Annotated in this window: 25 protein-coding genes and 1 riboswitch; of the genes, 21 read left to right on the top strand and 4 right to left on the bottom strand. The window is 63.6% G+C overall.

All coding sequences use genetic code 11. The features are described 5' to 3' along the window. Positions 1-3 precede the first annotated feature (3 nt). The 5 genes from cobN to cobJ are packed head-to-tail and all read left to right on the top strand — an operon-like array spanning position 4 to position 6,524. Positions 4-3,297, top strand: a complete 3,294-nt coding sequence (gene cobN, locus ACR1XV_RS02120; protein ID WP_480528633.1) for a cobaltochelatase subunit CobN — start codon at positions 4-6, stop codon at positions 3,295-3,297. Next, a complete protein-coding gene (locus ACR1XV_RS02115) occupies positions 3,294-4,421 on the top strand; it encodes a cobalamin biosynthesis protein CobG (RefSeq protein ID WP_480528632.1) in 1,128 nt (375 codons plus the stop codon). Before cobN ends, ACR1XV_RS02115 begins: the two co-directional genes overlap by 4 nt. After that, positions 4,421-5,050, top strand: a complete 630-nt coding sequence (locus tag ACR1XV_RS02110) for a precorrin-8X methylmutase (RefSeq protein WP_480528631.1) — start codon at positions 4,421-4,423, stop codon at positions 5,048-5,050. The genes ACR1XV_RS02115 and ACR1XV_RS02110 overlap by 1 nt, the downstream gene beginning before the upstream one ends. Further along, positions 5,047-5,775, top strand: coding sequence for a precorrin-2 C(20)-methyltransferase (locus tag ACR1XV_RS02105; RefSeq protein ID WP_480528630.1), 729 nt, complete (start codon positions 5,047-5,049; stop codon positions 5,773-5,775). The genes ACR1XV_RS02110 and ACR1XV_RS02105 overlap by 4 nt, the downstream gene beginning before the upstream one ends. After that, a complete protein-coding gene (gene cobJ, locus ACR1XV_RS02100; RefSeq protein ID WP_480528629.1) occupies positions 5,772-6,524 on the top strand; it encodes a precorrin-3B C(17)-methyltransferase in 753 nt (250 codons plus the stop codon). Before ACR1XV_RS02105 ends, cobJ begins: the two co-directional genes overlap by 4 nt. Here cobJ and ACR1XV_RS02095 read toward each other — a convergent pair. Further along, positions 6,497-7,246: a cobalt-precorrin-6A reductase gene (locus ACR1XV_RS02095; protein ID WP_480528628.1), complete on the bottom strand. Its 750-nt coding sequence runs from the start codon at positions 7,244-7,246 to the stop codon at positions 6,497-6,499. The two genes, cobJ and ACR1XV_RS02095, sit on opposite strands and share 28 nt — an antisense overlap. On the opposite strand from ACR1XV_RS02095, the gene cbiE reads away from it, so the two are divergent. The 9 genes from cbiE to ACR1XV_RS02050 all read left to right on the top strand — a co-directional run bounded on the left by cbiE (position 7,245) and on the right by ACR1XV_RS02050 (position 14,089). Beyond that, the gene (cbiE, locus tag ACR1XV_RS02090; protein ID WP_480528627.1) at positions 7,245-8,444 is read left to right on the top strand and encodes a precorrin-6y C5,15-methyltransferase (decarboxylating) subunit CbiE; all 1,200 of its coding nucleotides are present in this window, start codon (positions 7,245-7,247) and stop codon (positions 8,442-8,444) included. The genes ACR1XV_RS02095 and cbiE overlap by 2 nt on opposite strands. Then, the gene (locus ACR1XV_RS02085; RefSeq protein ID WP_480528626.1) at positions 8,441-8,809 is read left to right on the top strand and encodes a cobalamin biosynthesis protein; all 369 of its coding nucleotides are present in this window, start codon (positions 8,441-8,443) and stop codon (positions 8,807-8,809) included. The genes cbiE and ACR1XV_RS02085 overlap by 4 nt, the downstream gene beginning before the upstream one ends. Next, positions 8,806-9,600, top strand: a complete 795-nt coding sequence (cobM, locus tag ACR1XV_RS02080) for a precorrin-4 C(11)-methyltransferase (RefSeq protein WP_480528624.1) — start codon at positions 8,806-8,808, stop codon at positions 9,598-9,600. The genes ACR1XV_RS02085 and cobM overlap by 4 nt, the downstream gene beginning before the upstream one ends. Then, on the top strand, positions 9,587-10,909 hold the full coding sequence (locus tag ACR1XV_RS02075) for a cobyrinic acid a,c-diamide synthase CobB (protein WP_480528623.1): 1,323 nt from the start codon (positions 9,587-9,589) through the stop codon (positions 10,907-10,909). The genes cobM and ACR1XV_RS02075 overlap by 14 nt, the downstream gene beginning before the upstream one ends. Further along, on the top strand, positions 10,906-11,634 hold the full coding sequence (gene cobA / locus ACR1XV_RS02070) for a uroporphyrinogen-III C-methyltransferase (protein ID WP_480528622.1): 729 nt from the start codon (positions 10,906-10,908) through the stop codon (positions 11,632-11,634). The genes ACR1XV_RS02075 and cobA overlap by 4 nt, the downstream gene beginning before the upstream one ends. After that, a complete protein-coding gene (cobF, locus tag ACR1XV_RS02065; RefSeq protein ID WP_480528621.1) occupies positions 11,627-12,370 on the top strand; it encodes a precorrin-6A synthase (deacetylating) in 744 nt (247 codons plus the stop codon). Before cobA ends, cobF begins: the two co-directional genes overlap by 8 nt. A gap of 43 nt (positions 12,371-12,413) precedes the next feature. Next, positions 12,414-12,621, top strand: a riboswitch (cobalamin riboswitch). 36 nt (positions 12,622-12,657) lie between these two features. Further along, complete coding sequence (locus tag ACR1XV_RS02060; protein WP_480528620.1) at positions 12,658-12,828, top strand: CbtB domain-containing protein; 171 nt, start codon at positions 12,658-12,660, stop codon at positions 12,826-12,828. Between the two features lie 4 nt (positions 12,829-12,832). Next, entirely contained in the window at positions 12,833-13,531 is a 699-nt protein-coding gene (locus ACR1XV_RS02055) for a CbtA family protein (RefSeq protein WP_480528619.1), read from the top strand. 63 nt (positions 13,532-13,594) lie between these two features. After that, positions 13,595-14,089 (top strand): hypothetical protein, encoded by a 495-nt coding sequence (locus ACR1XV_RS02050; protein ID WP_480528618.1) that lies wholly within the window; start codon positions 13,595-13,597, stop codon positions 14,087-14,089. Here the strand turns inward: ACR1XV_RS02050 and ACR1XV_RS02045 are convergent. Continuing rightward, the gene (locus ACR1XV_RS02045; protein ID WP_480528616.1) at positions 14,077-14,430 is read right to left on the bottom strand and encodes a DUF1636 family protein; all 354 of its coding nucleotides are present in this window, start codon (positions 14,428-14,430) and stop codon (positions 14,077-14,079) included. The two genes, ACR1XV_RS02050 and ACR1XV_RS02045, sit on opposite strands and share 13 nt — an antisense overlap. Positions 14,431-14,582: 152 nt before the next feature. Between ACR1XV_RS02045 and ACR1XV_RS02040 the strand changes: the two genes are divergently transcribed. The 7 genes from ACR1XV_RS02040 to mdoH all read left to right on the top strand — a co-directional run bounded on the left by ACR1XV_RS02040 (position 14,583) and on the right by mdoH (position 24,081). Then, a complete protein-coding gene (locus ACR1XV_RS02040) occupies positions 14,583-15,047 on the top strand; it encodes a DUF302 domain-containing protein (RefSeq protein ID WP_480528615.1) in 465 nt (154 codons plus the stop codon). Between the two features lie 79 nt (positions 15,048-15,126). After that, entirely contained in the window at positions 15,127-16,746 is a 1,620-nt protein-coding gene (locus ACR1XV_RS02035; protein ID WP_480528614.1) for a thiamine pyrophosphate-binding protein, read from the top strand. Continuing rightward, positions 16,733-17,917, top strand: a complete 1,185-nt coding sequence (locus ACR1XV_RS02030; RefSeq protein ID WP_480528613.1) for a CaiB/BaiF CoA transferase family protein — start codon at positions 16,733-16,735, stop codon at positions 17,915-17,917. The genes ACR1XV_RS02035 and ACR1XV_RS02030 overlap by 14 nt, the downstream gene beginning before the upstream one ends. A gap of 180 nt (positions 17,918-18,097) precedes the next feature. Next, positions 18,098-19,468 carry a tetratricopeptide repeat protein gene (locus tag ACR1XV_RS02025; protein ID WP_480528612.1) on the top strand — a complete coding sequence of 457 codons (1,371 nt, stop codon included), beginning with the start codon at positions 18,098-18,100 and terminating at the stop codon, positions 19,466-19,468. Between the two features lie 31 nt (positions 19,469-19,499). Then, a complete protein-coding gene (locus ACR1XV_RS02020) occupies positions 19,500-20,717 on the top strand; it encodes an OpgC family protein (protein ID WP_480528611.1) in 1,218 nt (405 codons plus the stop codon). Beyond that, positions 20,714-22,213, top strand: coding sequence for an OpgD/OpgG family glucan biosynthesis protein (locus ACR1XV_RS02015; protein ID WP_480528610.1), 1,500 nt, complete (start codon positions 20,714-20,716; stop codon positions 22,211-22,213). Before ACR1XV_RS02020 ends, ACR1XV_RS02015 begins: the two co-directional genes overlap by 4 nt. Next, the gene (gene mdoH, locus ACR1XV_RS02010; RefSeq protein WP_480528609.1) at positions 22,210-24,081 is read left to right on the top strand and encodes a glucans biosynthesis glucosyltransferase MdoH; all 1,872 of its coding nucleotides are present in this window, start codon (positions 22,210-22,212) and stop codon (positions 24,079-24,081) included. The genes ACR1XV_RS02015 and mdoH overlap by 4 nt, the downstream gene beginning before the upstream one ends. On the opposite strand, the gene ACR1XV_RS02005 is transcribed toward mdoH, so the two are convergent. Beyond that, on the bottom strand, positions 24,082-24,897 hold the full coding sequence (locus ACR1XV_RS02005; RefSeq protein WP_480528608.1) for a CE1 family esterase: 816 nt from the start codon (positions 24,895-24,897) through the stop codon (positions 24,082-24,084). Further along, positions 24,897-25,397 carry a rhodanese-like domain-containing protein gene (locus tag ACR1XV_RS02000; RefSeq protein WP_480528607.1) on the bottom strand — a complete coding sequence of 167 codons (501 nt, stop codon included), beginning with the start codon at positions 25,395-25,397 and terminating at the stop codon, positions 24,897-24,899. The genes ACR1XV_RS02005 and ACR1XV_RS02000 overlap by 1 nt, the downstream gene beginning before the upstream one ends. Positions 25,398-25,534 lie beyond the last annotated feature (137 nt).

The following is a 25,534-nucleotide window of genomic DNA, read 5'->3' as shown; positions in this document are numbered from 1 at the left end:
GCCATGCACGTCGTCTTCCGCGAAAGCCACGGGCTCGAGGAAACCGAGACCCCGACCGATCTGGGCCAGAGCCCGGCGGATCTGGTGGTGCTGTCATTCTCTGACAGCGACCTCGGCGCTTTCGCGGCTGGCTGGCATCGCGGCGGTGGCTCAGAAGGGCGGATGCCGACGCTCCGGCTGGCCAATCTGACGGCGCTGAAACATCCTTTGTCCGTTGACACCTATGTCGAACAGACGCTGGAGGGTGCCAAGGGCATCCTGATCCGTCTGATCGGCGGGGTGCCCTATTGGTCCTATGGGTTGCAGCAGGTTCTGGCACTGGCGCAGGCCAAAGGGATTGCTCTGGCCGTCCTGCCCGCCGATGGGCGCGAGGATACGCGGCTGGATGAGTATTCCACCCTGCCCGTCTCGACCCTGCGGCGGCTGGCGCATCTCTGCGACACGGGCGGAGAAGTTGCGGCGCAGGCGGCACTGGCGCAGATGGCGCTGGCAGCGGGCCTTTATGCGGGGCCGGTGATGGGGGCCAAGACGATCCCCGAATGCGGCGCATGGTGCCCGGATCGCGGGGTTATCCCGGCAGCTGAGGCGTTTTCAAACGATGCCAAACGCATCCTTGTCACCTTTTACCGTGCCTATCTGACCTCAGCGGACACCGCGCCTGTCGCAGCCCTGATCCGCAGCCTGCGCGCGCGGGGTCTGGAGGCTGTGGGCCTGTTCTCGCCATCTCTCAAAGCACCCGCCGCCGCCGATTGGTTGCGCGACACCATTGTGGCCATGAAACCATCGGCGATCATCAACGCGACGTCCTTCTCGGGCAAGGGCGCGTCAGGCACCTCGCCTCTGGACGCCGCCAATGTGCCGGTGTTTCAGGTCGCACTGGCCACCTCGCGCCGCAAAGCATGGGCCGAGGCGGAACGCGGCTTGTCCCCTGCCGATCTGGCCATGCATGTGGTTCTGCCCGAGGTCGACGGGCGAATTAGCGCGGGCATCGCATCCTTCAAGGAACCCGGCAAACGCGACCCGCATCTGGAATATTCCCGCTTTGCCCACCGCGCCGAGCCCGAACGGATCGAGGCCATCATCGACCGCGTCACCGGCTGGCTGAATCTGGTGGACAGACCCAAAGCAGATCAGGTTCCGGCGCTGGTGCTGTCCACCTATCCCGGCAAAGACTGGCAGATGGCTCATGCGGTGGGTCTGGACGCACTGGCCTCGGCCGAGGCGATGCTGGCCGATCTGCAAGACGAAGGCTATGACACCGCGCCTGCTGAGCCGATTGCTGAGACGCTGCTGGATGCGCGGATTTCATGGCCTCTGGCGGATTATCTGACCGCGCTGACCGAATTGCCTGAAAACCTGCACGCAGACCTGCAAACCGTCTGGGGTAACGCCGAAGATGACCCGGTATTCTCAGACGGCGCATTCCATTTCACCGCCCTGCGCCGTGGCAAGGCTCTGATCGCTCTGCAGCCAGAGCGCGGCACGCCCGAACTGCGCGATGACGACTATCACGACCTGTCCCGCACTCCGCGCCACAGCTATGTCGCCTTCTATCTGTGGGTGCGAAAGGGCCTGGGTGCAGATGCGCTGATCCATATCGGCGCCCATGGCACGCTGGAATGGCTGCCGGGCAAATCGGTCGCTTTGTCCGCGGATTGCTGGCCCGAGGCTTTGATCCACGACCTACCGGTGATCTACCCTTTCATCGTCAACGACCCCGGCGAAGCCGCGCAGGCCAAGCGCCGCATCGGGGCCGTCACGCTGGGCCATATCCCGCCCGCCATGAAAGAAAGCGGCACGCCGGATCGTATGGTGCGGCTGGAATCGCTGCTGGATGAGTTTTCGAACGCCGATGGCCTCGACCCCAAGCGCCGTGACAGGCTGCAAGAAGACATCCGCGACGAAGCACAGGCCATCGGGCTGGAAAACGACCTTGGCCTTGATCAGGCTACCTGCACCGCCGAGGCCATCACCCGCATCGACCGTTTCGTCTGCGACATCAAGGAAAGCCAGTTTGGCGACGGGCTGCATATCTTTGGCCGCGTGCCCGACGTAACGGGCAATTTCGACCCTGCGCCCTCGGCCCATGCCGAACGCGAAGGCCTGCTGGCTGCGCTGGCAGGGAAACGGATCGAAGCAGGACCGTCCGGGTCGCCCTATCGCGGACGCTCGGACGTGCTGCCGACAGGGCGGAACCTCTACACCACCGACCCGCGTTCGGTCCCGACCCGCGCGGCGTATACCCAAGGTGTGAAACTAGCCGAGGAACTGGTGCGGCGGCACCTGCAAGAGGAAGGCGACTATCCAAAGGGCCTGATCGTTGACCTCTGGGGCTCGGCCACAATGCGCACCGCGGGTGAGGAATTCGCCATGGCCTTGCACCTGTTGGGCGTCAAACCGGTCTGGGACAAAGGGTCCGAGCGGGTGTCGGGCATCGAGGTACTGCCGATCACCGACCTCAGCCGCCCGCGTCTGGACGTGACGCTGCGGGTCTCGGGCCTGTTCCGCGACGTATTCCCGACGCTCTCGGCGCTTTACGGCCAAGCCATTCGCGCCCTGTCCGCTCGGGATGAGGCCCCGGACTGGAACCCCTATGCCGGTCACGAACCGGCGGCTCGCGTCTACGGCCCGGCCCCCGGCAGCTATGGCCTGAACATGACCCACCTGTCCGAAACCTACACTGACCAGGCCCGCGCACAGGCGGGTGAAGCTTGGCTGGATGCCAGTTCCTTTGCGCTGGAAGGCGAGCATATCGCGCAGGACAAAGACGGCATTACCCAGCGCGTTGCCAATGCCGACAGCTTTGTCCACCTGCAGGACCTGACCGAAACCGACCTGCTGCTGGCCAATGACTATGCCACGCATGAGGCCGGGTTTGCGGCGGCCAAGAAGATCACCGGCGGCAGCGCACAGCTTTACCATCTGGACAACACCAACCCCGATACGCCCCGCGCGCGCACCTTGCCCGAGGAAATCAGCCGCGTGGTCCACGCCCGCGCCGCAAACCCCGGCTGGATCGCCGGGATGCAACGCCACGGGTTCCGCGGGGCCGCCGAGATCGCGGCGACGCTGGACCACATGGCATCGTTTGCGCACCTGTCGGGCACCGTCGCGCCGCATCTGTTCGACCTCTATCATGATGCCACGCTGGGCGATGCCGAGGTGGATGCGTTTTTGCAGGAATCCAATCCGCAAGCGCATCAGGCCATGCAGGACCGGTTCCGCGCGCTGCTGGAGGCGGGTCTGTGGGACACCCGCCGGAATTCGATCCGCGCCAATCTGGAGGGGCTGGGATGAGCGGCCCCATCGTTCAGGGGTGGTGCCCCGGCGCGCACCGTCCGATGATGTCGGGCGACGGCCTGGTGGTGCGTGTTCGTCCGCGACTGGCGCGATTGAACGCCGTGCAGGCCTTGGGCTTGTGCGAACTGGCCGAACAATTCGGCAATGGCACCATCGATCTGACCAACCGCGCCAACCTGCAACTGCGCGGGGTGGCCGAGGCGGATCATCAGCCACTACTGGCCGAACTGTCCGCGCTGGACTTGCTGGACACCGAACCCGGCATTGAGGTACGGCGCAACATTCTGGTCTCGCCGCTTTACGAAACAGACGACCTGACTACGCGACTGACGCAGGAACTGATTGACCGCCTGTCGGAATTGCCTTCCCTGCCCGCCAAATTCGGGTTTGCGGTGGACACCGGACCCGAGCGGCTGCTTGCAGCGGATTCGGCGGATATTCGACTGGAAGCCAGCCCGGATGGTCTGATTCTGCGCGCTGACGAGGTCGAGACAGGACGACAAGTCTCGGAGGCTGAAGCCATCGATCGACTGATCGCGCTGGCCGGATGGTTCGCTAAGACCTACACGCCCGAGACGCGCCGCATGGCTCGGGCCGTAACCGCACATGGTCTACCGCCAGAATGGCAAGGCACCGCGCCCGGTCCGGTTGGCCCAAAGCTTCAACCCGGCTCTTGCGCACAAGGGACACTTTACGGCGCTGCGTTCGGGCAATTGCCTGCGCGTGAGCTTGCCCGGTTGATTGAGAAAAGTGGGGCGACAGCCATACGTGTCACCCCGTGGCGGCTGATCCTGCTGGAAGGCGGGGCGGCGAAACCTGCCCCGGCCTTTGTTACGGACGGCACCGACCCGCTTATGACCACCGACGCCTGCCCCGGCGCGCCGCTCTGCCCACAAGCGCAAGTGGCGACCCGAGACATCGCGCAAGCGCTGGCCCCGCGCGTCCCCGGCACGTTGCACGTCTCGGGCTGCGCCAAGGGATGCGCGCGCATGGGGGCTGCCGATGTCACTTTGGTCGGCCATGATGGACGATTTGATCTTGTCAAACAGGGCCGCGCAGGGGATGAGCCCTGCCAGACCGGCCTGACCGAAGAAACACTAATGACCATGGACTTCTCCTGATGCCCTACACTTACGAAACTGATGGCGCGGCGATCTATAAGGAAAGCTTTGCCACCATCCGGTCCGAGGCCGATCTGGCCCGGTTTGACACGGACGAGGAACAGGTTGCCGTCCGCATGATCCACGCCGCCGGAATGGTCGGGCTGGAAGAATTCGTGCATTTCTCGCCCGGTTTCGTAACCGCCGCCCGTACCGCGCTGGAAGGTGGTGCGCCGATCCTGTGTGACGCGCGTATGGTCAGCGAGGGCGTCACCCGCTTTCGCCTGCCCGCCGAGAATGAGGTGATCTGTACCCTGCATGACGAACGCGTGCGCCCCTTGGCGGCCGAGATGAGCAACACCCGTTCTGCTGCCGCACTTGAGCTGTGGCGTCCGCATCTGCAGGGTGCCGTAGTCGCCATCGGGAACGCGCCCACTGCGCTGTTCCACCTGCTGAACATGCTGGAAGACCCCGACTGCCCGCGCCCCGCAGCCATCATCGGCTGCCCCGTCGGGTTCGTCGGTGCGGTGGAATCGAAGGACGCCCTGTGGGCCGCACAACCGGTGCCTTGCAGCATCGTCAAAGGCCGTCTTGGCGGCAGCGCCATCACCGTCGCCGCCGTCAACGCCATCGCGAGCCGTGCGGAATGAGCGGCGGCACGATATACGGCGTGGGCCTCGGCCCCGGCGACCCCGACCTGATGAGCGTGCGCGCCGACCGGTTGCTGCGCAATGCGCGGCATGTGGCGTTCTTCCGCAAGCCGGGCCGCAGCGGTCAGGCGCGCAAGATTGTCAATGGCATGATCCCGGATTGTGCGGTCGAATTCCCGATGGAGTATCCCGTCACCACCGAAATCCCCGTGACCGACCCGCGTTACAATGAACTGCTGTCGGCCTTCTATAAGGACTGCGCCGCACATTTGAAGACGCTGTCCGAACGGGGTGAGGATGTGGTGGTCCTGTGCGAGGGAGACCCCTTTTTCTACGGGTCTTTCATGCATCTTTACAGTCGTTTGCGCGATGAAGCTGATGTAGAAGTTGTGCCCGCCATCACCGGTATGTCCGGCGCGTGGACGGCGACCGGAGACCCGATCACATGGGGCGATGATGTTCTGACGGTTCTGATGGGCACGCTGCCCGAAGACACGCTGGCCGAGCGGATGACGCAGACGGACGCTCTGGTCGTCATGAAGATCGGGCGTAACATCGACAAGGTGAAGCGGGCGCTGAAAACCGCAGGACTGTATGACCGCGCTTGGATTGTGGAATACGCCCAGATGCCCAACCAGACCGTAACGAAGCTGTCGGAAGCCTGCGACAAGATCACCCCATATTTCTCGATCATCCTCGTCCACGGACAGGGCCGACGACCATGAGCGGATGGGTCAAAATTGCGGGGCTCGGGCCGGGTGATGAGGCTTTGGTCACCCCCGAAGTGACCGCCGCTTTGGCCGAGGCCACCGATGTGGTCGGCTACATCCCCTATGTCGCGCGCGTCGCCGAGCGCCCCGGCCTGACCCTGCACGCCAGCGACAATCGGGTCGAGATCGACCGGTCGCAGCACGCTTTGCAAATGGCAGCCGATGGCAAACGCGTTGTCGTGGTCTCGTCGGGTGACCCCGGCGTATTCGCCATGGCAGCTGCGGTGTTCGAAGCGCTGGAAAACGGGCCATCCGAATGGAGTAACATTCCGATTGATGTGCTGCCGGGGATCACGGCGATGCTGGCGGCCTCGGCCCGTGCAGGGGCACCGCTGGGGCATGATTTCTGCGCCATAAACCTTAGTGACAACCTCAAGCCCTGGGCATTGATCGAGAAACGTCTGCGGCTCGCAGCACAGGGCGATTTCGCCATGGCCTTCTACAATCCGCGCTCGAAATCCCGCCCGGAAGGTTTTGTAAAAACGCTGGAAATCCTGCGTGAGGAATGTGAGCCCGAACGGCTGATCCTGTTCGCCCGCGCGGTCTCGCGCCCGGACGAGGCGATCCGGATTTCAACGCTGGCCGAGGCAACACCCGAGATGGCGGACATGCAGACGGTGGTCATCGTCGGGTCATCCCTGACCCGTGTGATCGAGCGCGACGGTCCCCCGATCGTCTACACCCCGAGGTTCACTCCGGAATGAGCGAGCCAGTCCAGAACCTGCGCCACGCTTTCCAGTTCGGTCCGCTGCGGCAAGGCCGGTCGGTCGATCATCAGCACCGGCACCCCCAGCGTCCGCGCGGCGTCCAGCTTGGCCCGCGCGCCGGTGCCACCCGCATTCTTGGAGACGACCAGTTGCGTGCCGTGCCGTTGCATCAACGCGTGGTCTCCGGCCTCGGTGAACGGCCCCCTAGACACAACAACCTCGCAATTCGGCAGCGGCAGCGCAGTGGGCTCGTCGACCAGCCGCAACAGATAGTGGTGTTGGGGCTGGGCCGAGAAATCCTCAAGATGCATCCGGCCCACGGCCAGAAACACGCGGCGCGGCGCGCCTGCCAGCGCCTGCACCGCTGCGGGGATGTCGGGCACGTGCTGCCAGTTGTCACCCTTCTGCTTCACCCAGGTCGGGCGAGTCAGGGCGGCCAGCGGCACCCTGGTCTGACGGCAAGCCTCAATCGCATTTCGGCTCATCTGGGCGGCAAAGGGATGCGTTGCGTCGATGACATGGGTAATCTGATGATCGCGGATATGGCGGGCCAGCCCGCCGACCCCGCCAAAGCCACCCACACTCACCGGGATGGGTTGCGGGCGCGGATTGTCGACCCGGCCCGCATAGGAATAGGTCGCGGGCACGCCCCGCTCGGCCAGCGTTCTGGCAAGGGCATTCGCTTCGGTCGTGCCGCCCAGAAGCAGGAGGTTGGACATGCATAAGGCTCCGTGGCTGACCGTTTTGGGTTTGGGCGAAGATGGACTGGATGGCCTGTCGCCCGCAAGCCGTCAAGTGCTGGACCGGGCCGAAGTCGTCATGGGCCCGCCCCGGCATCTGTCGCTGATCCCGGACCACGGGCCCGAGCGCGTTGAATGGCCTGTGCCCTTTGCCGACGGCCTGCCGGTTCTGGAGGGCTTGCGCGGGCGGCGCACGGTGGTGTTGGCCTCGGGCGATCCGTTCTGGTTCGGTGCGGGCTCGGTCATTGCGCGCCATTTCGAAGCGGGCGAATGGACGGCCCTGCCCGGCCAGTCAACCTTTTCGCTGGCTGCCGCACGGCTGGGCTGGCCTCTGGAAAACGTTCTGACCTTTGGCCTGCACGCCGCCCCTCTGACACGCCTGCGCCCGCATTTGTCCGCCGGGTTGCGCGCGATCCTGCTGCTGCGCAACGGCGCGGCAGTGGCCGAACTGGCGACCTATCTGACCGAAACCGGCTTTGCCGATACCCAACTGCACGTGATGGAGGCGCTCGGCGGCCCCCGCGAGCGCGCCCGCAGCATGTCGCTGACCGAGGCGCTGCTGGGTGCTTTCGAACATCCGGTTTGCGTGGGCCTTGAGGTCGCAGGTCAGGGCCGGGCCATGCCCAAGGCCACGGGCAGGCCAGACGAGATTTTCGAGACCGACGGCCAGATCACCAAACGTCCGATCCGGGCGTTGACCCTATCGGCGCTGGCTCCGCAACGCGGTGAGCATCTGTGGGATATCGGCGGCGGCACCGGATCGATCAGCATCGAATGGCTGATGTGTGATCCGACGCTGACGGCCACGACCATTGAACCGCGCGAAGACCGCGCCGAGCGTATTCGGCGCAATGCCGACGCTCTGGGACAAGACCGCCTGAACGTCGTGCACGGCACGGCCCCGGACGCGCTGCCTGGTCTTCCCTTGCCAGATGTCGTGTTCATCGGAGGTGGGCTCAGCGCGAACCTGCTCGCATGGCTGCGCGATGCCCTGCCAGCCGGAACACGGTTGGTCGCGAATGCGGTGACCCTGGAAAGCGAAGCACTGTTGGCCCGGTGGCACGACGAACTGGGCGGAGACCTATTGCGCATCGAACTGGCGCAGTCCGCGCCTCTGGGGCCGCGCCGGGGCTGGAAGTCGGCCTATCCGGTCGTGCAGTGGAGCGTGACGCTATGATCGTTGCCGGGGTCGGATTTTCCTCAGCCGCGACAGCGGACAGCCTGCGCGCCGCATACCGCGCCGCATCGACCGGACATGAGGTCGAGGCGCTGGCAACCGTGGCGGACAAAGAAGGGCACCCCGCCCTTGTCGCCTTCGCCGAAGACCTGCGGGTGCCAGTGCATTTCGTTGCCGCATCCGATCTGGCAGGGCAGCGAACCCTCACGTGCTCGAACCGCAGCCGGGCGACCTATGGCACCGGCAGCGTGGCCGAAGCATCCGCATTGGCTGCCGCCGGGATTGGCGCGCGGCTGCTAGCCCCCAGACATATCTCGGACGACCGGCTGGCCACCTGCGCCATTGCCATCGGAGGACAATCATGACCGTTCATTTCATCGGCGCCGGACCCGGCGCTGCCGACCTGCTGACCCTGCGCGGGCGCGATATCATCGCCTCCTGCCCCGTGTGCCTGTACGCGGGCTCGCTGGTGCCCGAGGAAATCCTTGGCCATTGCCCCAAAGGTGCAAAAATCATCAACACTGCGCCGATGGATCTGGATCAGATCATGGCCGAGATCGAAGCCGCGCATCAGGCCGGTCAGGACGTGGCGCGGTTGCACTCGGGCGACCTGTCGGTCTGGTCGGCAATGGGTGAACAAATCCGCCGCCTGAAAGAGATGGGCATCCCGGTCAGCGTGACCCCCGGTGTTCCGTCCTTTGCCGCTGCCGCAGCGGCCTTGGGCACCGAACTGACCCTGCCCGGGCTGGCGCAATCGGTGGTGCTGACCCGCACACCGGGACGTGCGTCCTCAATGCCGGAAGGTGAGACGCTTGAGAACTTCGCCCGCACCGGCGCGACGCTGGCCATTCACCTGTCGATCGGAAATCTGGACCGTGTGATCGCTGATCTGACCCCTGCTTACGGGACCGACTGCCCGGTTGCGGTGGTCTACCGTGCCAGCTGGCCGGACGAGCGGATCATCCGCGCGACGCTGGCGACGCTGAAGGAGGCGCTGGACGAGAGCATCTCGCGCACCGCTCTGATTCTGGTCGGCCCGGCACTGGCCGGAGAGGGTTTTGACGAAAGCTGCCTGTATTCAAAGACCTATGACCGCCGCTATCGCCCGCAAAGCGCCGACAGCCCATGGTCAAGCTGGAGCCATGGTGATGACTAATCCTCCGGGCCTTTTGATTTCCGCGCCCTCTTCGGGGACCGGGAAGACCACTGTGATGCTGGGCCTGCTGCGAGCGCTGGCCGAGGATGGTATGGCCGTGCAGCCGTTCAAGAGTGGGCCGGATTATATAGACCCGGCCTTTCATCTGGCCGCGGCCCGCCGCCCCTCGTTCAATCTGGACAGTTGGGCAATGGGCGACCCTCTGCTGAGCGCGATTTCCGCGCAGGGCCAAGGGGCAGATATCGTGGTCGCCGAGGGATCAATGGGGCTGTTCGACGGTGTCGCAAAGCCGGGCGAGACAGGCCACGGGTCCAGCGCCGAGACCGCTCTGCGCATGGGCTGGCCGGTGGTGCTAGTGCTGGATGTGGGCGGTCAGGCGCAATCGGCGGCAGCAACCGCGCTGGGGTTTCGGATGTATGACCCCGAATTGCCCTTTGCGGGCGTGATCCTGAACCGCTGCGCCAGCCCCCGGCATGAGCGCCTGACCCGGCTGGGAATGGAGCGCGCGGGTCTGCCGGTTCTGGGCGTGTTGCCCCGACGCGGCGACCTGACCCTGCCCGAGCGGCATCTGGGGCTGATACAGGCGGTCGAGCATCCCGATCTGGAAAGCGCGATTGCCGGATACGCCGCGTTTCTGCGCGAGCATGTGGATCTTGAGGCGATCAAACGGGCGGCCTCCTCAGGCCCCTCGGGGCCATCGTCGGCCACGCTGCCGCGCCCACCGGCGCAACGGATCGCACTGGCCCGGGATGCGGCGTTTTCCTTTACCTATCCCCATTTGCTGGAAGGCTGGCGCGCGGCAGGGGCTGAAATCCTGCCGTTTTCTCCGCTGGCCGATGAGGCACCTGCCCCGGACGCCGATCTGGTCTGGCTGCCCGGCGGATACCCCGAACTGCACGCGGGCACCTTGGCTGCGGCAGGCCAGTTCCTGAGCGGGCTGCGCAAACATGCCGAGACCCGGCCCGTGCATGGCGAATGCGGTGGCTATATGACCTTGGGCGAGGTGCTGATCGACAAGGACGGCACACCGCACCGGATGGCTGGGCTGCTGGGGCTGCAGACCTCGTACCAGAAGCGCAAGTTCAATCTGGGCTACCGCAAGGCGGAACTGCTGGCCCCGATGCCCGGATTTGCCACAGGGACCGCCCTGAGGGGACATGAATTCCACTATTCCTCGATCATCGAACAACCCGACGCGCCTCTGGCCCGTGTGTTCGATGCAGAAGGGGCCGAAGGGCCGCAAACCGGGTCGGTTCGGGGCAACGTCACGGGCACCTTCTTTCACCTGATTGCGGAGGCCTCGGTATGAGCGGGTTTGTCTCTTTCGTCGGCTCCGGGCCCGGTGATCCGGAACTGCTGACGTTGAAGGCCGTGGACCGGTTGCAAAAGGCCGATGCAGTGCTGTTCGACGACCTGAGCAGCGGCCCGATCCTAGGCCATGCGCGCGACGATGCCGATCTGGTCGGCGTGGGAAAACGGGCCGGACGCCCCTCGCCCAAGCAGGATCATGTCAGCCGGTTGCTGGTCGAATATGCCCAGACCGGTCAACGTGTCGTGCGGCTGAAATCCGGTGACGGAGGGCTGTTCGGACGGCTGGAAGAAGAACTGGTCGCCCTGCGCGCGGCCGGGATTGATTATGAGATCATCCCCGGCATCCCCTCGGCTATCGCGGCAGCGGCAGCGGCGGGTATCCCGCTGACCCGGCGCCTGACCGCGCGGCGGGTGCAGTTCGTCACCGGACACGATGTCAGCGGCAAGCTACCGCAAGACCTGAACCTGCCCGCGCTGGCCGATCCGGGGGCGACCTCGGTAGTGTTCATGGGCAAGCGCACCTTTCCCTTGCTGGTCGAAGCATTGCACGCCCATGGCCTGCCACTGGACACACCCGCGTTGATAGCCGAGGCGGTCTCGACCCCCGATCAGACACTACATCGGTCGACCATCGGCGCGCTATCGGACCGGCTGGCCGCTGATGTCGGCACGGCCCCCGCGCTGATCCTGTACGGCCCGCTGGCGGAGCTTGACGATGATTGACCTGACCTTGATCGGGATCGGCACCGGCAACCCCGATCACGTCACCTTTCAGGGAGCCGAGGCGATCCGCGCGGCGGATCTGATCCTGATCCCGCGCAAGGGCGACAACAAGTCTGATCTGGCGGGGCTGCGGGAAGAGATCATTGCGCGCGTGACCGATGCGCCCCCGCAGATCGCCTATTTCGACATCCCCGAGCGCCGGTCCGACGACGGCTATCTGCGCGGTGTCGACGACTGGCACGACGCCATCGCCCTGCGCTGGCAGCAGGCGATGGCAGCCCACCCGCAGGCCCGCCATGCGGCGCTACTGATTTGGGGCGACCCGTCGCTCTACGACAGTTCGCTGCGCATTGCGGCGCGGCTGGACCCGCAGCCGCCAACGCGGGTCATCCCCGGCATCACCGCCCTGCAGGCGCTGACCGCGGCCCATGCGATTCCGATCAACGATCTGGGCGCGCCCTATGTCGTCACCACCGGGCGGCGCGTCCGGGACGAGGGTTGGCCGGATGACGCGTCGACTGTCGCGGTGATGCTGGATGGCGAGTGTTCGTTTCAACGCCTCGAGATGCAAGACTATGAAATCTGGTGGGGGGCGTATGTGGGCATGAAAGAAGAGGTGCTGATCAGCGGTCCTCTGGCCGATGTGGCCCAGGAAATTCTGGACACACGCGCCCGCGCCCGGACCGACCATGGCTGGATCATGGATATCTACTTGCTAAAAAAGCGCGTGATCTGATGCGAAGCGTCGCAAATGGAGATTGCGCGCTGTCGATGTTCGCGGCTAAATGGACTCGTCTGGTCCTGCCGGAGATACCGGCAAGCTAAGAGGGAATTTGGTGCGACTGCCCTAGCCGTCAAACCCAAAGCCGCCCCCGCGACTGTAAGCGGTGAGCCTTGTTCAACCAGCCACTCCCGGCCTTCCGGGGGGAAGGCGAACACAGGCATCGACCCGCAAGCCAGGAGACCTGCCAGGCGACAAATGAAACACCAGCCGTCGGGTGCGACGGCACTGGAGGACCAAACATGACGACGCAAACTCAAACCGTCTCGGGCGCACGTACCGGCGTACTGTCGGCCTTTTTCGCAGTTGCGCTGGGTCTGGGCATCATCACCCTGACCGGCCATGTGCAGGCCGCCGCCCTGCATGACGCGGCGCATGACGTCCGTCACGCCACCGGCTTCCCCTGCCACTGAGACCATGTTCAGTCGCATTCTGACCAGCGCGTTGTTCGCTGGTGCCGCAGCGGGGCTGATTGCCGCCTTGCTGCAGCTTGTATTTGTGCAGCCTGTTCTGTTGCACGCCGAACTTTATGAATCTGGTGAACTGGTCCATTTCGGGACCGAGGCCGTTTCGGCCCATCCCGAACTGCCGGGCATGTTCACGGACCTGACCCGCGACGCGCTGAGCGTGATCTTCACCATGCTGACCTATACCGGCTATGCGCTGGTGCTGGTGGCTTTGATGTCCTTGGCCGAAGGTCAGGGGCACAAGATCGATGGCCGCACGGGCGTCCTGTGGGGGCTGGCAGGGTTCATTGCCTTCCATCTGGCCCCGGGCTTCACGCTGGCCCCCGAGGTACCCGGCGTTGCAGCGGCAGATGTCTATGCACGGCAGATCTGGTGGTTTGCCACCGTCGCAGCGGCCGCGATTGCCCTGTGGCTGATCGCCTTTGGCGGCAACATCGTCAGCTATGTGGTCGCGGCCTTGTTGCTGTTGGCCCCGCACCTGATCGGTGCGCCGGAACCGGACGTGTTTACCGGCCCTGTCCCCACCGAGATCGGCGCTCTGTTCGCGGCCCGCGCATTTGGGGTTGGTCTGGTGGCGTGGGTTCTGGTGGGCTCTTTCGCTGGGTATTTCTGGCAAAAGGAAGCCGACCACGCCACGGCTACGGCCTGAGATCTGAACGACTGCGCGCCGGGCCCCCGCCCGGCGCGTTTCTTTTTGCTTCAAGGATAAGAAATGTCCCGCTCACTTGCTTTGTTTGCAATCGGTCTGGTCTTTGGCGGCGGCGCAGGTTTCGTACTGGCCGCGGGAAATGGGATCACGTTCGATGGCCACGATCATGGCGATCCCGCCCACCACGGCAGCGGCCAGGCCGAGGCCATGGCGCATGATCACTCCAAATCGGTGAACTTGCCCGCAGGACCGGATGCGCCGGGTCTTGAGATCGTGCTGACGCCTGACCCGATGTCCGGCTGGAACCTGCAGGTTTTGCCCCAGAACTTCCGCTTTGCGCCCGAAAACGCCTCGGGCGCGGACCAGCCGGGCGAAGGCCATGCTCATGTCTATGTCAACGGCGCGAAGCTGGCCCGGCTCTATGGCAACTGGATGCACATCGCCGAATTGCCCAAAGGCGCGGTCGAGGTCGAGGTGTCGCTGAACGCCAACAGCCACAGCGCGCTGACGGTGGATGGCACGCCTGTGGTGGCCTCGGTTACCGTTCAGGTGGACTGAAACGCGGGTATCCGTGCCCGCAGACACATCCGAAGCCGCCCGCAGGGCCGGGCGTCTTCGATCCAGCCCGCAGGGCTGTCCAGATAAGTGCGACAGGTCGCAGCGATGTCATCGGCATCGGCGCTGAGGTCGAGCCCCGAGAACACATAAGAAGCCATCCCCGGCCCCTGCAGGGACAGGGCCACCGGCGTCTCGCAACTGCTGAAACAGGCATGGACACCCAGATCAACCCGCTCAGCCAGCCCCGCACGCTGCAATGCGGCCCGGACCGCGCGGTGTTCGGCCTCTGGGTCGCGCTCACCTGCGCAACTGCTGCATATCGACAGCCGAATCTGATCCATGCACGTGCCCATTCTTTGGTGCCTCCCAGAGTTTCTGGGCGCTCTGCCCAGCCAACACAAGCCCCACCCGCACACTTCCCCACGAGATTGTGAGTGTGATTTCAGCGCTTTTCTGCCATCACTTTCAATAGCTGCCGAAAAAGAGGTCGGACATGAAAGCGTTCTGGATTGCACTTTTCCTGCTGGCCCTGCCCGCCTTGGCGGACGAGGCCGAGCCGTTGTCGGGATGGGCGGTTTTTCCAAGCGACAAGAGCTATGACCAACTGGTCGACGACACCAAAGCGGCCATCAAGGAAAACGGGCTGATCGTGGTTACGCAGGCGGGTCCGACCAAGGCCGCCGCCGCGCGCGGCATCACCATTCCGGGCAACCGGGTGATCGGAGCGTTTAACAACGACTATGCAGTGCGGGTGCTTGAGACCTCGACCAACGCCATGATCGAAGCGCCCATCCGGTTCTACGTGACCGAAAATGACGACGGCACTGCAACCCTGTCCTACAAGACCCCGGGCTTCGTCTTTGCGCCTTACGTCTACGAGGGCGGAGATCCCCTGCGCGAGATCGCAGAGGAACTGGACACCAAGTTTCAGGCAGTAGCGGAAAGCGCAGTCAAATAGTCACACTGACGTGAACCTGCTTGCGTCCGGGGGCGTCCTCCGCAATCTGCAGCATGACATGATGATCGGAGCTTGAGTGATGCAGGACCTGTCCCCCCGCGCTGCGGACCTGTTGGCGCAACGCCTATACGAGGCCGGATGCCGCCACGCCTTTGGTATGCCGGGCGGAGAGGTTTTGACGCTGGTGGACGCTTTGGAGCAGGCAGGCATCACCTTCCATCTGGCCAAACACGAGAATTCCGCCGGTTTCATGGCCGAGGCGGTCCACCACCGCGACGGCGCGCCCGCGATTCTGGTGGCTACGCTGGGGCCCGGCGCAATGAACGGGATCAACGTGGTCGCCAACGCGCTGCAGGACCGGGTGCCGATGATCGTGCTGACCGGCTGCGTCGACGCGGACGAAGCGCTGACCTACACCCATCAGGTGATGGACCACGCGCAGGTCTATCGCTCGATCACCAAGGGTACGTTCATGTTGACGGCCGAGGGTGCTGATATCATTGCTGACAAGGCCGTATCGCTGGCCAACCAGCCGCGCCCCGGCCCGGTCCATATCGACGTGCCGATTTCAGTCGCCGATACCCGCGTGGCGCATGTGAAACGCCGCCGTCTGGCCAAGGTCGCCCCCGTCGCGCCCGAGGGTGAATGCCTAGAAAAGGCCCGCCGCTGGGTGGCCGAGGCCGAACGGCCCATCGCCATTGTCGGGCTGGATGTCCTGTATGACGACTCGCGCTCGGTGGTGCAGGCGTTTCTGGAACATTTCAGTATTCCCTTCGTGACCACCTACAAAGCCAAAGGCGTGGTGCCCGAGGATCACCCTTTGTGTCTGGGCGGCGCGGGGCTGTCCCCGCTGGCCGACAAACATCTGGTGCCGTTGGTGGAAAAGGCCGATCTGGTGCTGTGTCTGGGCTATGACCCGATCGAAATGCGCCCCGGCTGGCGCGAGATTTGGGACCCCGAAGACAAACGCGTCATCGACATCTCGGCAGTGGTCAACGATCACTATATGCATCAGTCCGGGTTGAATCTGGTTGCCGATACCGGTGCCACGCTTGAGGCCATCGCCAAGGGCAACCCTGCCCGGGCGACGTGGCCGGGCGGAGAACCCGCGCAGGTCAAGGCCGCATTGGCGCAGGCCTTTCCGACGGATGAAGACTGGGGACCAGCAGCGATCATCGCCGAGACCCGCGCCGCTCTGCCCGCCGAAACGCTGGCCACCGCCGACAGTGGCGCGCATCGCATTCTTCTCAGCCAGATGTGGCAATGCACCGAGGAGCGCGGGCTGATCCAGTCCTCGGCGCTGTGCACCATGGGCTGCGCGGTGCCGATGGCGATCGGCCTGAAACTGGCTGAACCCGACCGCCCCGTGATCAGCTTTTCGGGCGATGCCGGGTTCCTGATGGTCGCCGGAGAGCTTTCGACTGCCGCTGAGCTGGGCGGCAACCCGATCTTTCTGATCTTTGTCGACGCCAGTCTTGCGCTGATCGAGCTAAAGCAACGCCAGCGCCAGATGGGCAATCGCGGGGTTGACTTCGACCGTCACGACTTTGCCGCCATGGGCCGCGCCTTTGGCGGTTATGGCCATACTGTACGCACCCGATCCGAGTTGCGCTCTGCGCTGGAAGATGCTGTAAAAGCGGACAAATTCACAGTGATTGCCGCGGAGATCGAGCGTGGGGGATATGATGGCCGCATCTGAGGGACCGCTGAAGGGCGTCAAGGTTCTGGACCTTAGTCGCATCCTGGCCGGGCCGACCTGTACGCAGTTGCTGGGCGATCTTGGCGCAACGGTCATCAAGATCGAAAACCCCGCCACCGGAGGGGACGATACGCGGCAATGGGGCCCGCCCTATGTCGAGGACGCGGACGGCAACCGATCTGACCTGAGCGCCTATTTCATGTCCTCGAACCGTAACAAGAAATCCGTGGCCTTGGATATTGCAACCCCCGAAGGTCAGGCCGAAATCCGGCGGTTGGCGGCCCATGCGGATATCCTGATCGAGAATTTCAAACCCGGCGGGCTGGCGAAGTACGGGCTCGACTATGCCACTCTTTCGCAGGAGTTCCCCAGCCTCGTCTATTGCTCAATCTCGGGCTACGGGCAGACCGGACCAAATGCCAGCAAGCCCGGCTATGACCTTATGGCGCAAGGCTACGGAGGGGTCATGTCCCTGACGGGTGATCCCGAAGGGTCACCGATGAAGGTCGGCGTCGGGATCGCGGATGTGATGTGCGGCATGTATGCCTGTGTCGGCATCCTCGCCGCGCTGCGCCACCGGGATCAGACTGGTGAAGGGCAACAGATCGATCTGGCTCTGGTTGATGCGCAGATCGCGTGGCTGATCAATGAGGGCGTGAACTATCTGACGTCAGGCGACGTACCCCAGCGGCGCGGCAATGGGCACCCAAACATTGTGCCATATGACGTCTATCAGACTGCCGACGGGCATGTGATTCTGGCCGTCGGAAATGACAGTCAGTTCAAAAGATTTTGCAGTTTCATCGAAAGATCTGAGCTCGCCGATGATCCGAAATTTGCAACAAACCCGCAACGCCTGGCTCATCGAGAGGCCCTGAATACCATCCTCCGCCCCGGCTTGCTGGCGCTGAAGACGCAGGCGGTTATCGCAGGGTTGGAAGAGTTGAAAGTCCCGGTCGGGCCGGTGCAGACGCTGGATCAGGTCTTTGCCACCGATCAGGTTGCCGCGCGGGGCATGCAGATTTCGATGCAGGCCGAACCGGGCAAGGTCAATCTGATCGGGAATCCGCTGAACCTGTCGCGTACGCCTGTAACATATCGCAGCGCACCGCCGGTCTGCGGGGCTGATACCGATGCGGTTCTAAGCGCCGAAAACCCCTTCGACGATTGAAACACTCCGCCTAATTCGGCAGCAAGTTGCTGAAACATGCCGTTGAATCGGCGGTTTTTTTCGCTTTTTGCACACACGGGCTTTCACCAATTCGAGAGCAGGGTCGATACTGATACGACGCGTCTGCACACTCTGCTAAGTCGTAGAGTGTAATAATCGCAACCAGATTGGACCCCGAGCATGAAACAAGACGTTTTTGGACAGATGAACACCCTGAGCCAGCCCGCCAGTGTCGAGGCCTGGAATGGTGTTCTGCTCGGGTTCATGGCGCACGCGGCTGTCACGCCTCAGCATCTGGGCAAGGTGCTCGAGCTTGAGCCCGATTTTGCGCTGGGTCATGCGGTCAAAGGTCTGTTCATGGTTCTGCTGGGCCGGCGCGAGATGATCGCCGTTGCCGCCGAAGCGCTGACGGCCGCCAATGCTGCGATGGAACGTCAGCCAGTCTCGGCGCGCGAAAGGCTGTATGTCGACGCACTGGCGCTCTACATGGCGGACCTGCCCTCGCAGGCGGTGCAGAAATTCGAAGAGATCTTGCGGGCGCACCCCACAGACACACTGGCGATGAAGCTCAGCCATGCCACCCGGTTTGTTCTGGGCGACGCGCAGGGGATGCGCCGGTCGATTGAACGTGTGATGCCCGCCTATGAGCCAAATCACGCCGGTCGCGGCTACCTGCTGGGCTGCCACTCTTTCGCGCTGGAGGAAACGGGAGCGTACGAGAAGGCCGAGATCGCCGGACGTCAGGCGCTGTGGATGGTGTCAGATGATGCCTGGGGCTTGCACGCGGTTGCGCATGTGCATGAAATGACGGGCAACGCACAGCTTGGTCTGGACTGGCTGGCGGGGCGCGAGGATGCCTGGGCGCATTGCAACAACTTCCGCTATCACGTCTGGTGGCACAAGGCGCTGATGCATCTGGATCTGGGTCAGGTCGATCAGGTGATGGAACTTTACGACCACCATATTCGTCAGGACAAAACTGACGATTACCGCGATATTTCGAACGCCACCTCACTTCTGTCCCGGATGGAGCTTGAGGGGATCGATGTCGGTGGCCGCTGGGAAGAACTGGCTGACCTCAGTGCTGCGCGCACCGAAGACGGCTGCCTGATTTTTGCTGACCTGCATTACTTGCTGGCCCTGACCGGTGACAACCGCTCGGATGCGACTGGCAAGATGTTGCAGCGTATCCAGAAGGACGCCCAGCGCAATCAAGGCGACACGCCCATTCGCATGTCCGACCCCGGCATCGCCGCAGCCAAGGGGCTTGAGGCGTTCGGAGACGGGCTCTACGGTCAAGCCTTTGATTTCCTGTCGAATGCGCGCGGCGGGATGCAACTGGCGGGTGGCAGCCACGCCCAACGTGATGTATTCGAGCGCATCACAATTGATTCCGGCCTGCGCGCCGGCCGTCTGGATGAGGTCGAGCACATCCTGGACGACCGCCGCGCCAAACGTGCAGGAGGCGAAGACAACTATGCCCTCGCCCGCCGCGCTCTGATCGAGGCCGCACGCGACAGCGGTGACGCACAAAGCGTCCCAGCCGAATAACAACAAAAAAGACCAAGAAGGACAGAACTGTATGGCGACTGCATCGCCCGCTTCTGATTTTGCTCCGGTGGCTTCTGCGGCAGCCACCCCTGCCCGTACGCGCGATCCGCGTCTGGATTTCTATCGCGGCATTGCGATGTTCATCATCCTGATCGCTCATATCCCCAACGACCCATGGGCCAAGTGGATTCCCGCCCGGTTCGGATTTTCGGACGCGACCGAGATTTTTGTGTTCTGTTCGGGCATGGCCTCGGCCATCGCCTTTGGCGGCGCGTTCATGCGCAAGGGATGGTGGATGGGCACCGCCCGCGTGACGTTCCGCATCTGGCAGGTCTACTGGGCGCATATCTGCCTGTTCTTCTTCGTCGCTATGTCCATGGCTGCGCTGAACGAAAGCGGGTTGTTCGAGAAAAACTATATCTCCTCCCTGAACCTGCAGCATTTCTTCAACGACCCGGCCTCGCAGATCGTGGGGCTGTTCACCCTGACCTATGTGCCGAATTACTTTGACATCCTGCCAATGTATCTGGTGGTTCTGGCGATGATGCCGTTGTTCATGGGGTTGCACCGGATCGGGTTCTGGGCCGCGGCCTTGGCCTCGGTCACGATCTGGCTGGTGGCGCAGACAGGTGTATTGGCCCTGCCTGCCGAGCCGTGGTCGGATCGTCAGTGGTTCTTCAACCCGTTTGGCTGGCAATTGCTGTTCTTCACCGGTTTTGCCTTCATGCGCGGATGGATCCCGGCCCCTCCGGTGTCGAAAACCCTGATCTGGGCGGCGGCGCTGTTCCTGATCTTCTCGATGCCGTTTGGGTCGTGGAAAGTGTTCACCTGGATCAATGCTGCAGCGCCCGATCTGGCGGATGAAATTCGCAAGGTCTGGCCGGTCACGAAAGAGTTCCGCGACAAGACCGACTTTGGCCTGTTCCGTTATCTGCACTTCCTGTCGCTGGCCTATCTGGGCTGGGTCGTCGCCGGAGAGCACGGCCATCGCCTGATCGCCACCGGCCATAGCGCGGCTGCGCGGGTATGGCAGGTCCTGCTGACCGTGATCACCAAAGTGGGTCAGCAATCACTGGCGGTGTTCGTATTTTCCATGGCAGCAGCACGGCTTATCGGCGTCGGACTGGACCTGAGTGGGCGGGATGTTGCCAGTGTCTTTGTCGCTAACATGATTGGCTTTGCCATGATCATCGGTGTGGCCTATCTGGCCGCGTGGTTTAAGTCCCATCCTTGGAAATCGAAGAAATGAATTTTACCCGTCGCGCATTTCTCGCCTCATCAACGGCTCTGGCCTTCGCCCCGGCTGCCTATGCCACGGGCGGAGAGACCCCGTTCAGCCGTGATGATGTCATCGCCATGGCCCGCGATCTGGCCAGCCGCGATTATGCCGAGCGTGAGATGGTCCCGCAGGAATGGCAGGACCTGACATACCAGCAGTACCGATCCATCCGGTTCCGGCTGGATCGCGCGCTGTGGTACGAGACCGAGACGCCTTTCAACGTCGATTTCTTCACCCCGGGCCTCTATTTCCCGCGAACCGTCAAGGTGCACACGGTCGAGGACGGGATGACGACACCGGTCGCCTTCGATCTGGCGATGTTCGACAAATCCGAAGACGTGCCGCAACTGCCGATCGACGACACGCTGGGCTTCTCGGGCCTGCGCCTGCGGACCGAGATGCACCGACCGGGTGAGACCGATGAATTCTGCGTCTGGCAAGGGGCCAGCTATTTCCGCGCCATTGGTCTGCACGAGGTCTATGGCCTCTCGGCCCGTGGTCTGGCCCTGAAAACCGGCGACCCGGATGGCGAGGAATTCCCCGAATTCATCCGCTTCTGGCTGGAACGTCCCAAACCCGGTCAGCGCGACATGGTGGTCCACGCCCTGATGGACAGCCCCAGCGTCACCGGGGCCTATCGCTTCAACGTCACCGCCGGAGCAGACTGCGTAATGGATGTCGAAGCGACGCTGTTTCCGCGCACCGAACTGCCCCATGTCGGCATCGCGCCCGGTACGTCGATGTTCCTGTTCGACCAGACCAACCACAGCCGCTTCGACGATTTCCGCCCCGCCGTCCACGACAGCGACGGCCTGCTGATCCGCAACGGCGCCGGAGAAGTCCTGTGGCGACCACTAGCCAACCCGACCCGCCTGCAAATCTCGTCTTTCGTCGACACCAACCCGCGCGGCTTTGGCCTGATGCAGCGGAAACGCAAGTTCTCGGACTATGCGGACCTTGAGGCGAATTATCACAAACGCCCCGGCCTGTGGGTCGAACCCAATGGCGATTGGGGCAAAGGCACCGTCACGCTGGTCGAAATCCCGGCGGATCAAGAGATCTATGACAACATCGTCGCCTATTGGCGTCCGATGGAGCCCTACGCCGCAGGCAGCCAGATTGACCTGTCCTATCGCCTGATCTGGGGTGAGGAACCGCAGCGCACGCCGATGCCGCGCGTGATCAACACAGCCATGGGCGACAACACGTTCGGCGAAGGCCGTTTGGCCGTGATCGATTTCGAAGACAGCGAATTGTTTGAGGACCCCGAGGCCATCAGCATTTTTGTCGACTCGCCGCATGCCGAAACCTCTGACGGTGTGCTGCAGCGCAACCCCGATACCGGCGGTCTGCGGCTGGCGTTTTCGTTTGAGCCGGGGGACCGCACCTATGTTGAGCTGCGCGCGCAGCTTCTGAAAGACAAACAGCCCGCCTCTGAGGTGTGGCTCTACCGTTGGACCACATGAGCCGCGATCTGCATATCATGCCACCCGAGGCCCCGCTGGCGATGCCCGCGCAGAGTTTTGCGCAGGGCTTTCGCGACGCGCAGGTGCCTGCGGGGGGGCGTAAACCCTCGTCCGGGTTCTGGCGTGCGCTGGCCTTTTCCCCCGCTATGGCGGCGGCTCTGGGTCTGCTCTGGGTCATGTCCGATTGGTTCAGCGCCGAAGGGATCAATCTGGTCGAAGGCATCCTGCTGACGCTGATCTCGTTCAACTTCTTCTGGATTTCCTTCACGGTCTGCACTGTGCTGCTGGGCATGGTGTCGCTGTCCCGGCAAGAGCAGCCCAAGCGCGAAACCCGCCCGCAGCCCCTGCGCGTTGCGCTTTTGACTCCGGTCTATAACGAGGTGCCGTGGAACGTGCTGGGCAATGCCCGCACGATGCTGGAAGACCTGCAGAAACGCGGCGGTCAGCACCACTATGCTATGTTCATCCTGTCCGACACGCGCGACCCCGAGATCGCTGCGCAGGAACAGGCCAGCGTCGAGGCGCTGCGCACCACGCTGGCCCCCGGTCTGGAGCTTTATTACCGCCGCCGTCCTGAGAACACTGACCGCAAGGTCGGAAACATCGCCGATTGGGTCAGCCGCTGGGGCGCGGATTGGGATGCAATGCTGGTGCTGGACGCCGACAGCCTGATGACCGGTCGTGCAATCACCCGCCTGACCGACGCGCTGGCGCGCGATCCGGGCGCAGGCTTGATCCAAAGCTATCCGCAACTGATCGGTGCACAATCGGTCTTTGCGCGGATGCAGCAGTTCGCCAATGGTGTCTATGGCATCGCCTTCGCCGAGGGCCTCGCCCGTTGGTGCGGGCAAGAGGGCAACTATTGGGGCCACAACGCCATCATCCGCACTCGCGCCTTCGCCTCCAGCGCGGGCCTGCCCAAGCTGCGCTCGTTCAGCGGGCAGGACAAGCTGATCATGAGCCACGATTTTGTCGAGGCCGGGTTGTTGCGCCGTGCCGGATGGGCCGTGCGGTTCCTGCCGCGCATCCGCGGGTCGTATGAAGAAACACCACCCACCCTCATCGACCACGCCATGCGCGACCGTCGCTGGTGTCAGGGTAACCTGCAGCATCTGAAGCTGCTGGGCTCGACCGGTTTCCGCGCGGTGTCTCGGTTCCATATGTTCCACGGCGCGGTCGGCTATCTGATGTCGCCGCTGTGGTTCGCGCTACTGGTAATGTGGGCGCTGATCGGTCAGGGCGAGGATGCCTCGGTCCTGCACTATTTCAGCCCGGACAACCCGCTGTTCCCGCAATGGCCCGAGATGTCCGAAACCCGCCATGTGCTGATCATTCTCGTAATGTACGCGATGCTGCTGGCCCCTAAGGTTCTGGGCGTTGCGGCCCTGCCCCTCAGCGGTGTGCGCTATTCCGAGTTCGGCGGCACGCGGAAATTCTTCACCTCGTTCCTGTCCGAGGTCGTTCTGTCGATCCTCTATGCCCCGATCCTGATGGTGCAGCAGATGATCGCCGTGTTCCGCACCGCCTTGGGCCTGCAAAAGGGCTGGTCCCCGCAGGCGCGCGACGGTGGCAGCTACGGGCTGCGCACGCTGATCCTGTGTCATACGCTGGAAACTGTCAGCGGCGTGGCGCTGAGCGTCGGTATCCTCGCTGGTCTGGTCTCGGTCTGGCTGGCCCCGATTGCGATCAGCCTTGCGCTGGCCATCCCGCTGTCCGCACTCAGCGGTGTGTCGGCGGGCACCGCGCGCCGCATGGTCGGGATGCGCGAAGATGTCAGCGAGCCCGCCATCACCCGCTCGGCCCGGCGGTATCGGGATGAGTTGAAGCGGCTGATCGAAGGCAAGGGTGTCATTACCCCAGCGGAATGATCACTCGGCCGGCAGATCCTCGTACCAGTCCACCATCATGTCGGCCCAGCCTTTTGGCACCGAATGACCGCCCGGAAACAGCGCAAATTCCAATGCGCTGTCCTCGGCGCAGCGGTTCCACTTGCGGCGCATGAACGGGCCCGTGGTGCCAAAGCCTCCGGGCTTGGTATCGGCGCATTCGTTGGCAACGCGCCAGATTTCCAGACCGGCAAAGATATCACCCTGATGGAACCGGCCACCGCCCAGAATGCGCCCTTCAAGCGGGACAACGTTGTCGGTCCAGCCATGAGTGTGGAAAAGACGCACAGGCCCCTGGCACGAGACGGGATGTGGCCTCCAGAATCCACCCGAGACAGGCGCATAGGCCGAAAACGCATCGGGCGCGGCGCAGGCGAGGTAATAGACCATGAACGCGCCCGCCGAAAATCCGCTCAGTACCACGCGGTCGGGATCAACGCCAAAGCGGCTGGCGGCGTCCTGCACCACTTCGGTCAGGAAGGCGGGCTCATCCCGGCCTTCCCAGCCGGGAAAGAAGTTCCAGCTTTGGCGGCCATTCCGCTCGGACCCTTCCGGGGCCATCACGGCATAACCACGTTCCAGCAGCGGCTCGACCATCGAGCGGTTCTTCAGCGTCCCCGTGCCGGTGCCGCCATACCCGTGCAGGAACACCACAAGCGGCGGGTTTTCGGCGGCGGGCAGTTCGATCTGGTAGTAGCCGGCGTCCGTCTGGCACATCCCATCCTGATCACCGCAAGCGGCCTGACCGGCCTGTCCCGCAAACGCAAATCCCAAAGCCAGCCAAAGCTTTACACGCATCACTTATCCTCTTTGTACTCGCTGACCGGCAGGCCAGCCCGCACCCAACCGGGCCCGGCGGCCGAACCCAGCATCCCCTCGGGCACGTCAATGATATTGGTGAATCCGGCCTGCGTCAGTTGATTGCTCATCCGCGCCGAGCGCACCCCACGCGCGCAGATCAATGCGATCGGGGCGGACCGGTCGCCGCCGGTGATCCGATCCAGCGCCTGCACGAAGTCGTCGCGGCGCATGTCCAGAGGATACGCCCCCTCGCCCACACCGGTCGCACGCCATTCCCGAGGTGTACGGATGTCGATCAGGACAACCGAGCCTTCAACCGCGCCATCGCGGGCTTCGGTCACCGAGAGCCGCCCACCGGCGTAGGCCGGAGGGATCAGCCTATATTCGCGGATCGCAAAACCGGCAGCGATGGCGACACCAATCCCGAATAATGCCCAACGGCGGGTTCTGTTCACTTGTGCGGCCACGCCAGATCTCCTGTCATCACCACGGGTCATATCACAACCCGCGCCTCATTTCGCCGCCCTGTTCGCGGCACCCGTTCAAGATCGCGTCATCCCTCAACAGCAGTCTCAATCCTAGTCATGGTCTGCGAAAAAATAGCCCGATCACTGGACAGTTGGTAATTTTTCCC

The sequence above is a fragment of the Ruegeria sp. AD2(2025) genome, assembly GCF_056542385.1.
The sequence above is the reverse complement of the archived record's forward strand: the minus strand, read 5'-3'. Positions and strand labels throughout refer to the sequence as shown.

Bases quoted from the DNA above. Each gene is read 5' to 3' on its own strand.
- cobN (WP_480528633.1), top strand. From the start codon at position 4: ATGCACGTCGTCTTCCGCGAAAGCCACGGGCTCGAGGAAACCGAGACC.
- cobJ (WP_480528629.1), top strand. From the start codon at position 5,772: ATGAGCGGATGGGTCAAAATTGCGGGGCTCGGGCCGGGTGATGAGGCT.
- ACR1XV_RS02020 (WP_480528611.1), top strand. From the start codon at position 19,500: ATGGCGACTGCATCGCCCGCTTCTGATTTTGCTCCGGTGGCTTCTGCG.
- cobF (WP_480528621.1), top strand. From the start codon at position 11,627: ATGATTGACCTGACCTTGATCGGGATCGGCACCGGCAACCCCGATCAC.
- ACR1XV_RS02105 (WP_480528630.1), top strand. From the start codon at position 5,047: ATGAGCGGCGGCACGATATACGGCGTGGGCCTCGGCCCCGGCGACCCC.
- ACR1XV_RS02085 (WP_480528626.1), top strand. From the start codon at position 8,441: ATGATCGTTGCCGGGGTCGGATTTTCCTCAGCCGCGACAGCGGACAGC.
- ACR1XV_RS02115 (WP_480528632.1), top strand. From the start codon at position 3,294: ATGAGCGGCCCCATCGTTCAGGGGTGGTGCCCCGGCGCGCACCGTCCG.
- ACR1XV_RS02060 (WP_480528620.1), top strand. From the start codon at position 12,658: ATGACGACGCAAACTCAAACCGTCTCGGGCGCACGTACCGGCGTACTG.
- ACR1XV_RS02015 (WP_480528610.1), top strand. From the start codon at position 20,714: ATGAATTTTACCCGTCGCGCATTTCTCGCCTCATCAACGGCTCTGGCC.
- ACR1XV_RS02050 (WP_480528618.1), top strand. From the start codon at position 13,595: ATGTCCCGCTCACTTGCTTTGTTTGCAATCGGTCTGGTCTTTGGCGGC.
- ACR1XV_RS02005 (WP_480528608.1), bottom strand. From the start codon at position 24,897: ATGCGTGTAAAGCTTTGGCTGGCTTTGGGATTTGCGTTTGCGGGACAG.
- ACR1XV_RS02025 (WP_480528612.1), top strand. From the start codon at position 18,098: ATGAAACAAGACGTTTTTGGACAGATGAACACCCTGAGCCAGCCCGCC.
- ACR1XV_RS02035 (WP_480528614.1), top strand. From the start codon at position 15,127: ATGCAGGACCTGTCCCCCCGCGCTGCGGACCTGTTGGCGCAACGCCTA.
- mdoH (WP_480528609.1), top strand. From the start codon at position 22,210: ATGAGCCGCGATCTGCATATCATGCCACCCGAGGCCCCGCTGGCGATG.
- ACR1XV_RS02075 (WP_480528623.1), top strand. From the start codon at position 9,587: ATGGTGATGACTAATCCTCCGGGCCTTTTGATTTCCGCGCCCTCTTCG.
- cobA (WP_480528622.1), top strand. From the start codon at position 10,906: ATGAGCGGGTTTGTCTCTTTCGTCGGCTCCGGGCCCGGTGATCCGGAA.
- ACR1XV_RS02030 (WP_480528613.1), top strand. From the start codon at position 16,733: ATGGCCGCATCTGAGGGACCGCTGAAGGGCGTCAAGGTTCTGGACCTT.
- ACR1XV_RS02110 (WP_480528631.1), top strand. From the start codon at position 4,421: ATGCCCTACACTTACGAAACTGATGGCGCGGCGATCTATAAGGAAAGC.
- ACR1XV_RS02055 (WP_480528619.1), top strand. From the start codon at position 12,833: ATGTTCAGTCGCATTCTGACCAGCGCGTTGTTCGCTGGTGCCGCAGCG.
- cobM (WP_480528624.1), top strand. From the start codon at position 8,806: ATGACCGTTCATTTCATCGGCGCCGGACCCGGCGCTGCCGACCTGCTG.
- ACR1XV_RS02000 (WP_480528607.1), bottom strand. From the start codon at position 25,397: ATGACCCGTGGTGATGACAGGAGATCTGGCGTGGCCGCACAAGTGAAC.
- cbiE (WP_480528627.1), top strand. From the start codon at position 7,245: ATGCATAAGGCTCCGTGGCTGACCGTTTTGGGTTTGGGCGAAGATGGA.
- ACR1XV_RS02095 (WP_480528628.1), bottom strand. From the start codon at position 7,246: ATGTCCAACCTCCTGCTTCTGGGCGGCACGACCGAAGCGAATGCCCTT.
- ACR1XV_RS02045 (WP_480528616.1), bottom strand. From the start codon at position 14,430: ATGGATCAGATTCGGCTGTCGATATGCAGCAGTTGCGCAGGTGAGCGC.
- ACR1XV_RS02040 (WP_480528615.1), top strand. From the start codon at position 14,583: ATGAAAGCGTTCTGGATTGCACTTTTCCTGCTGGCCCTGCCCGCCTTG.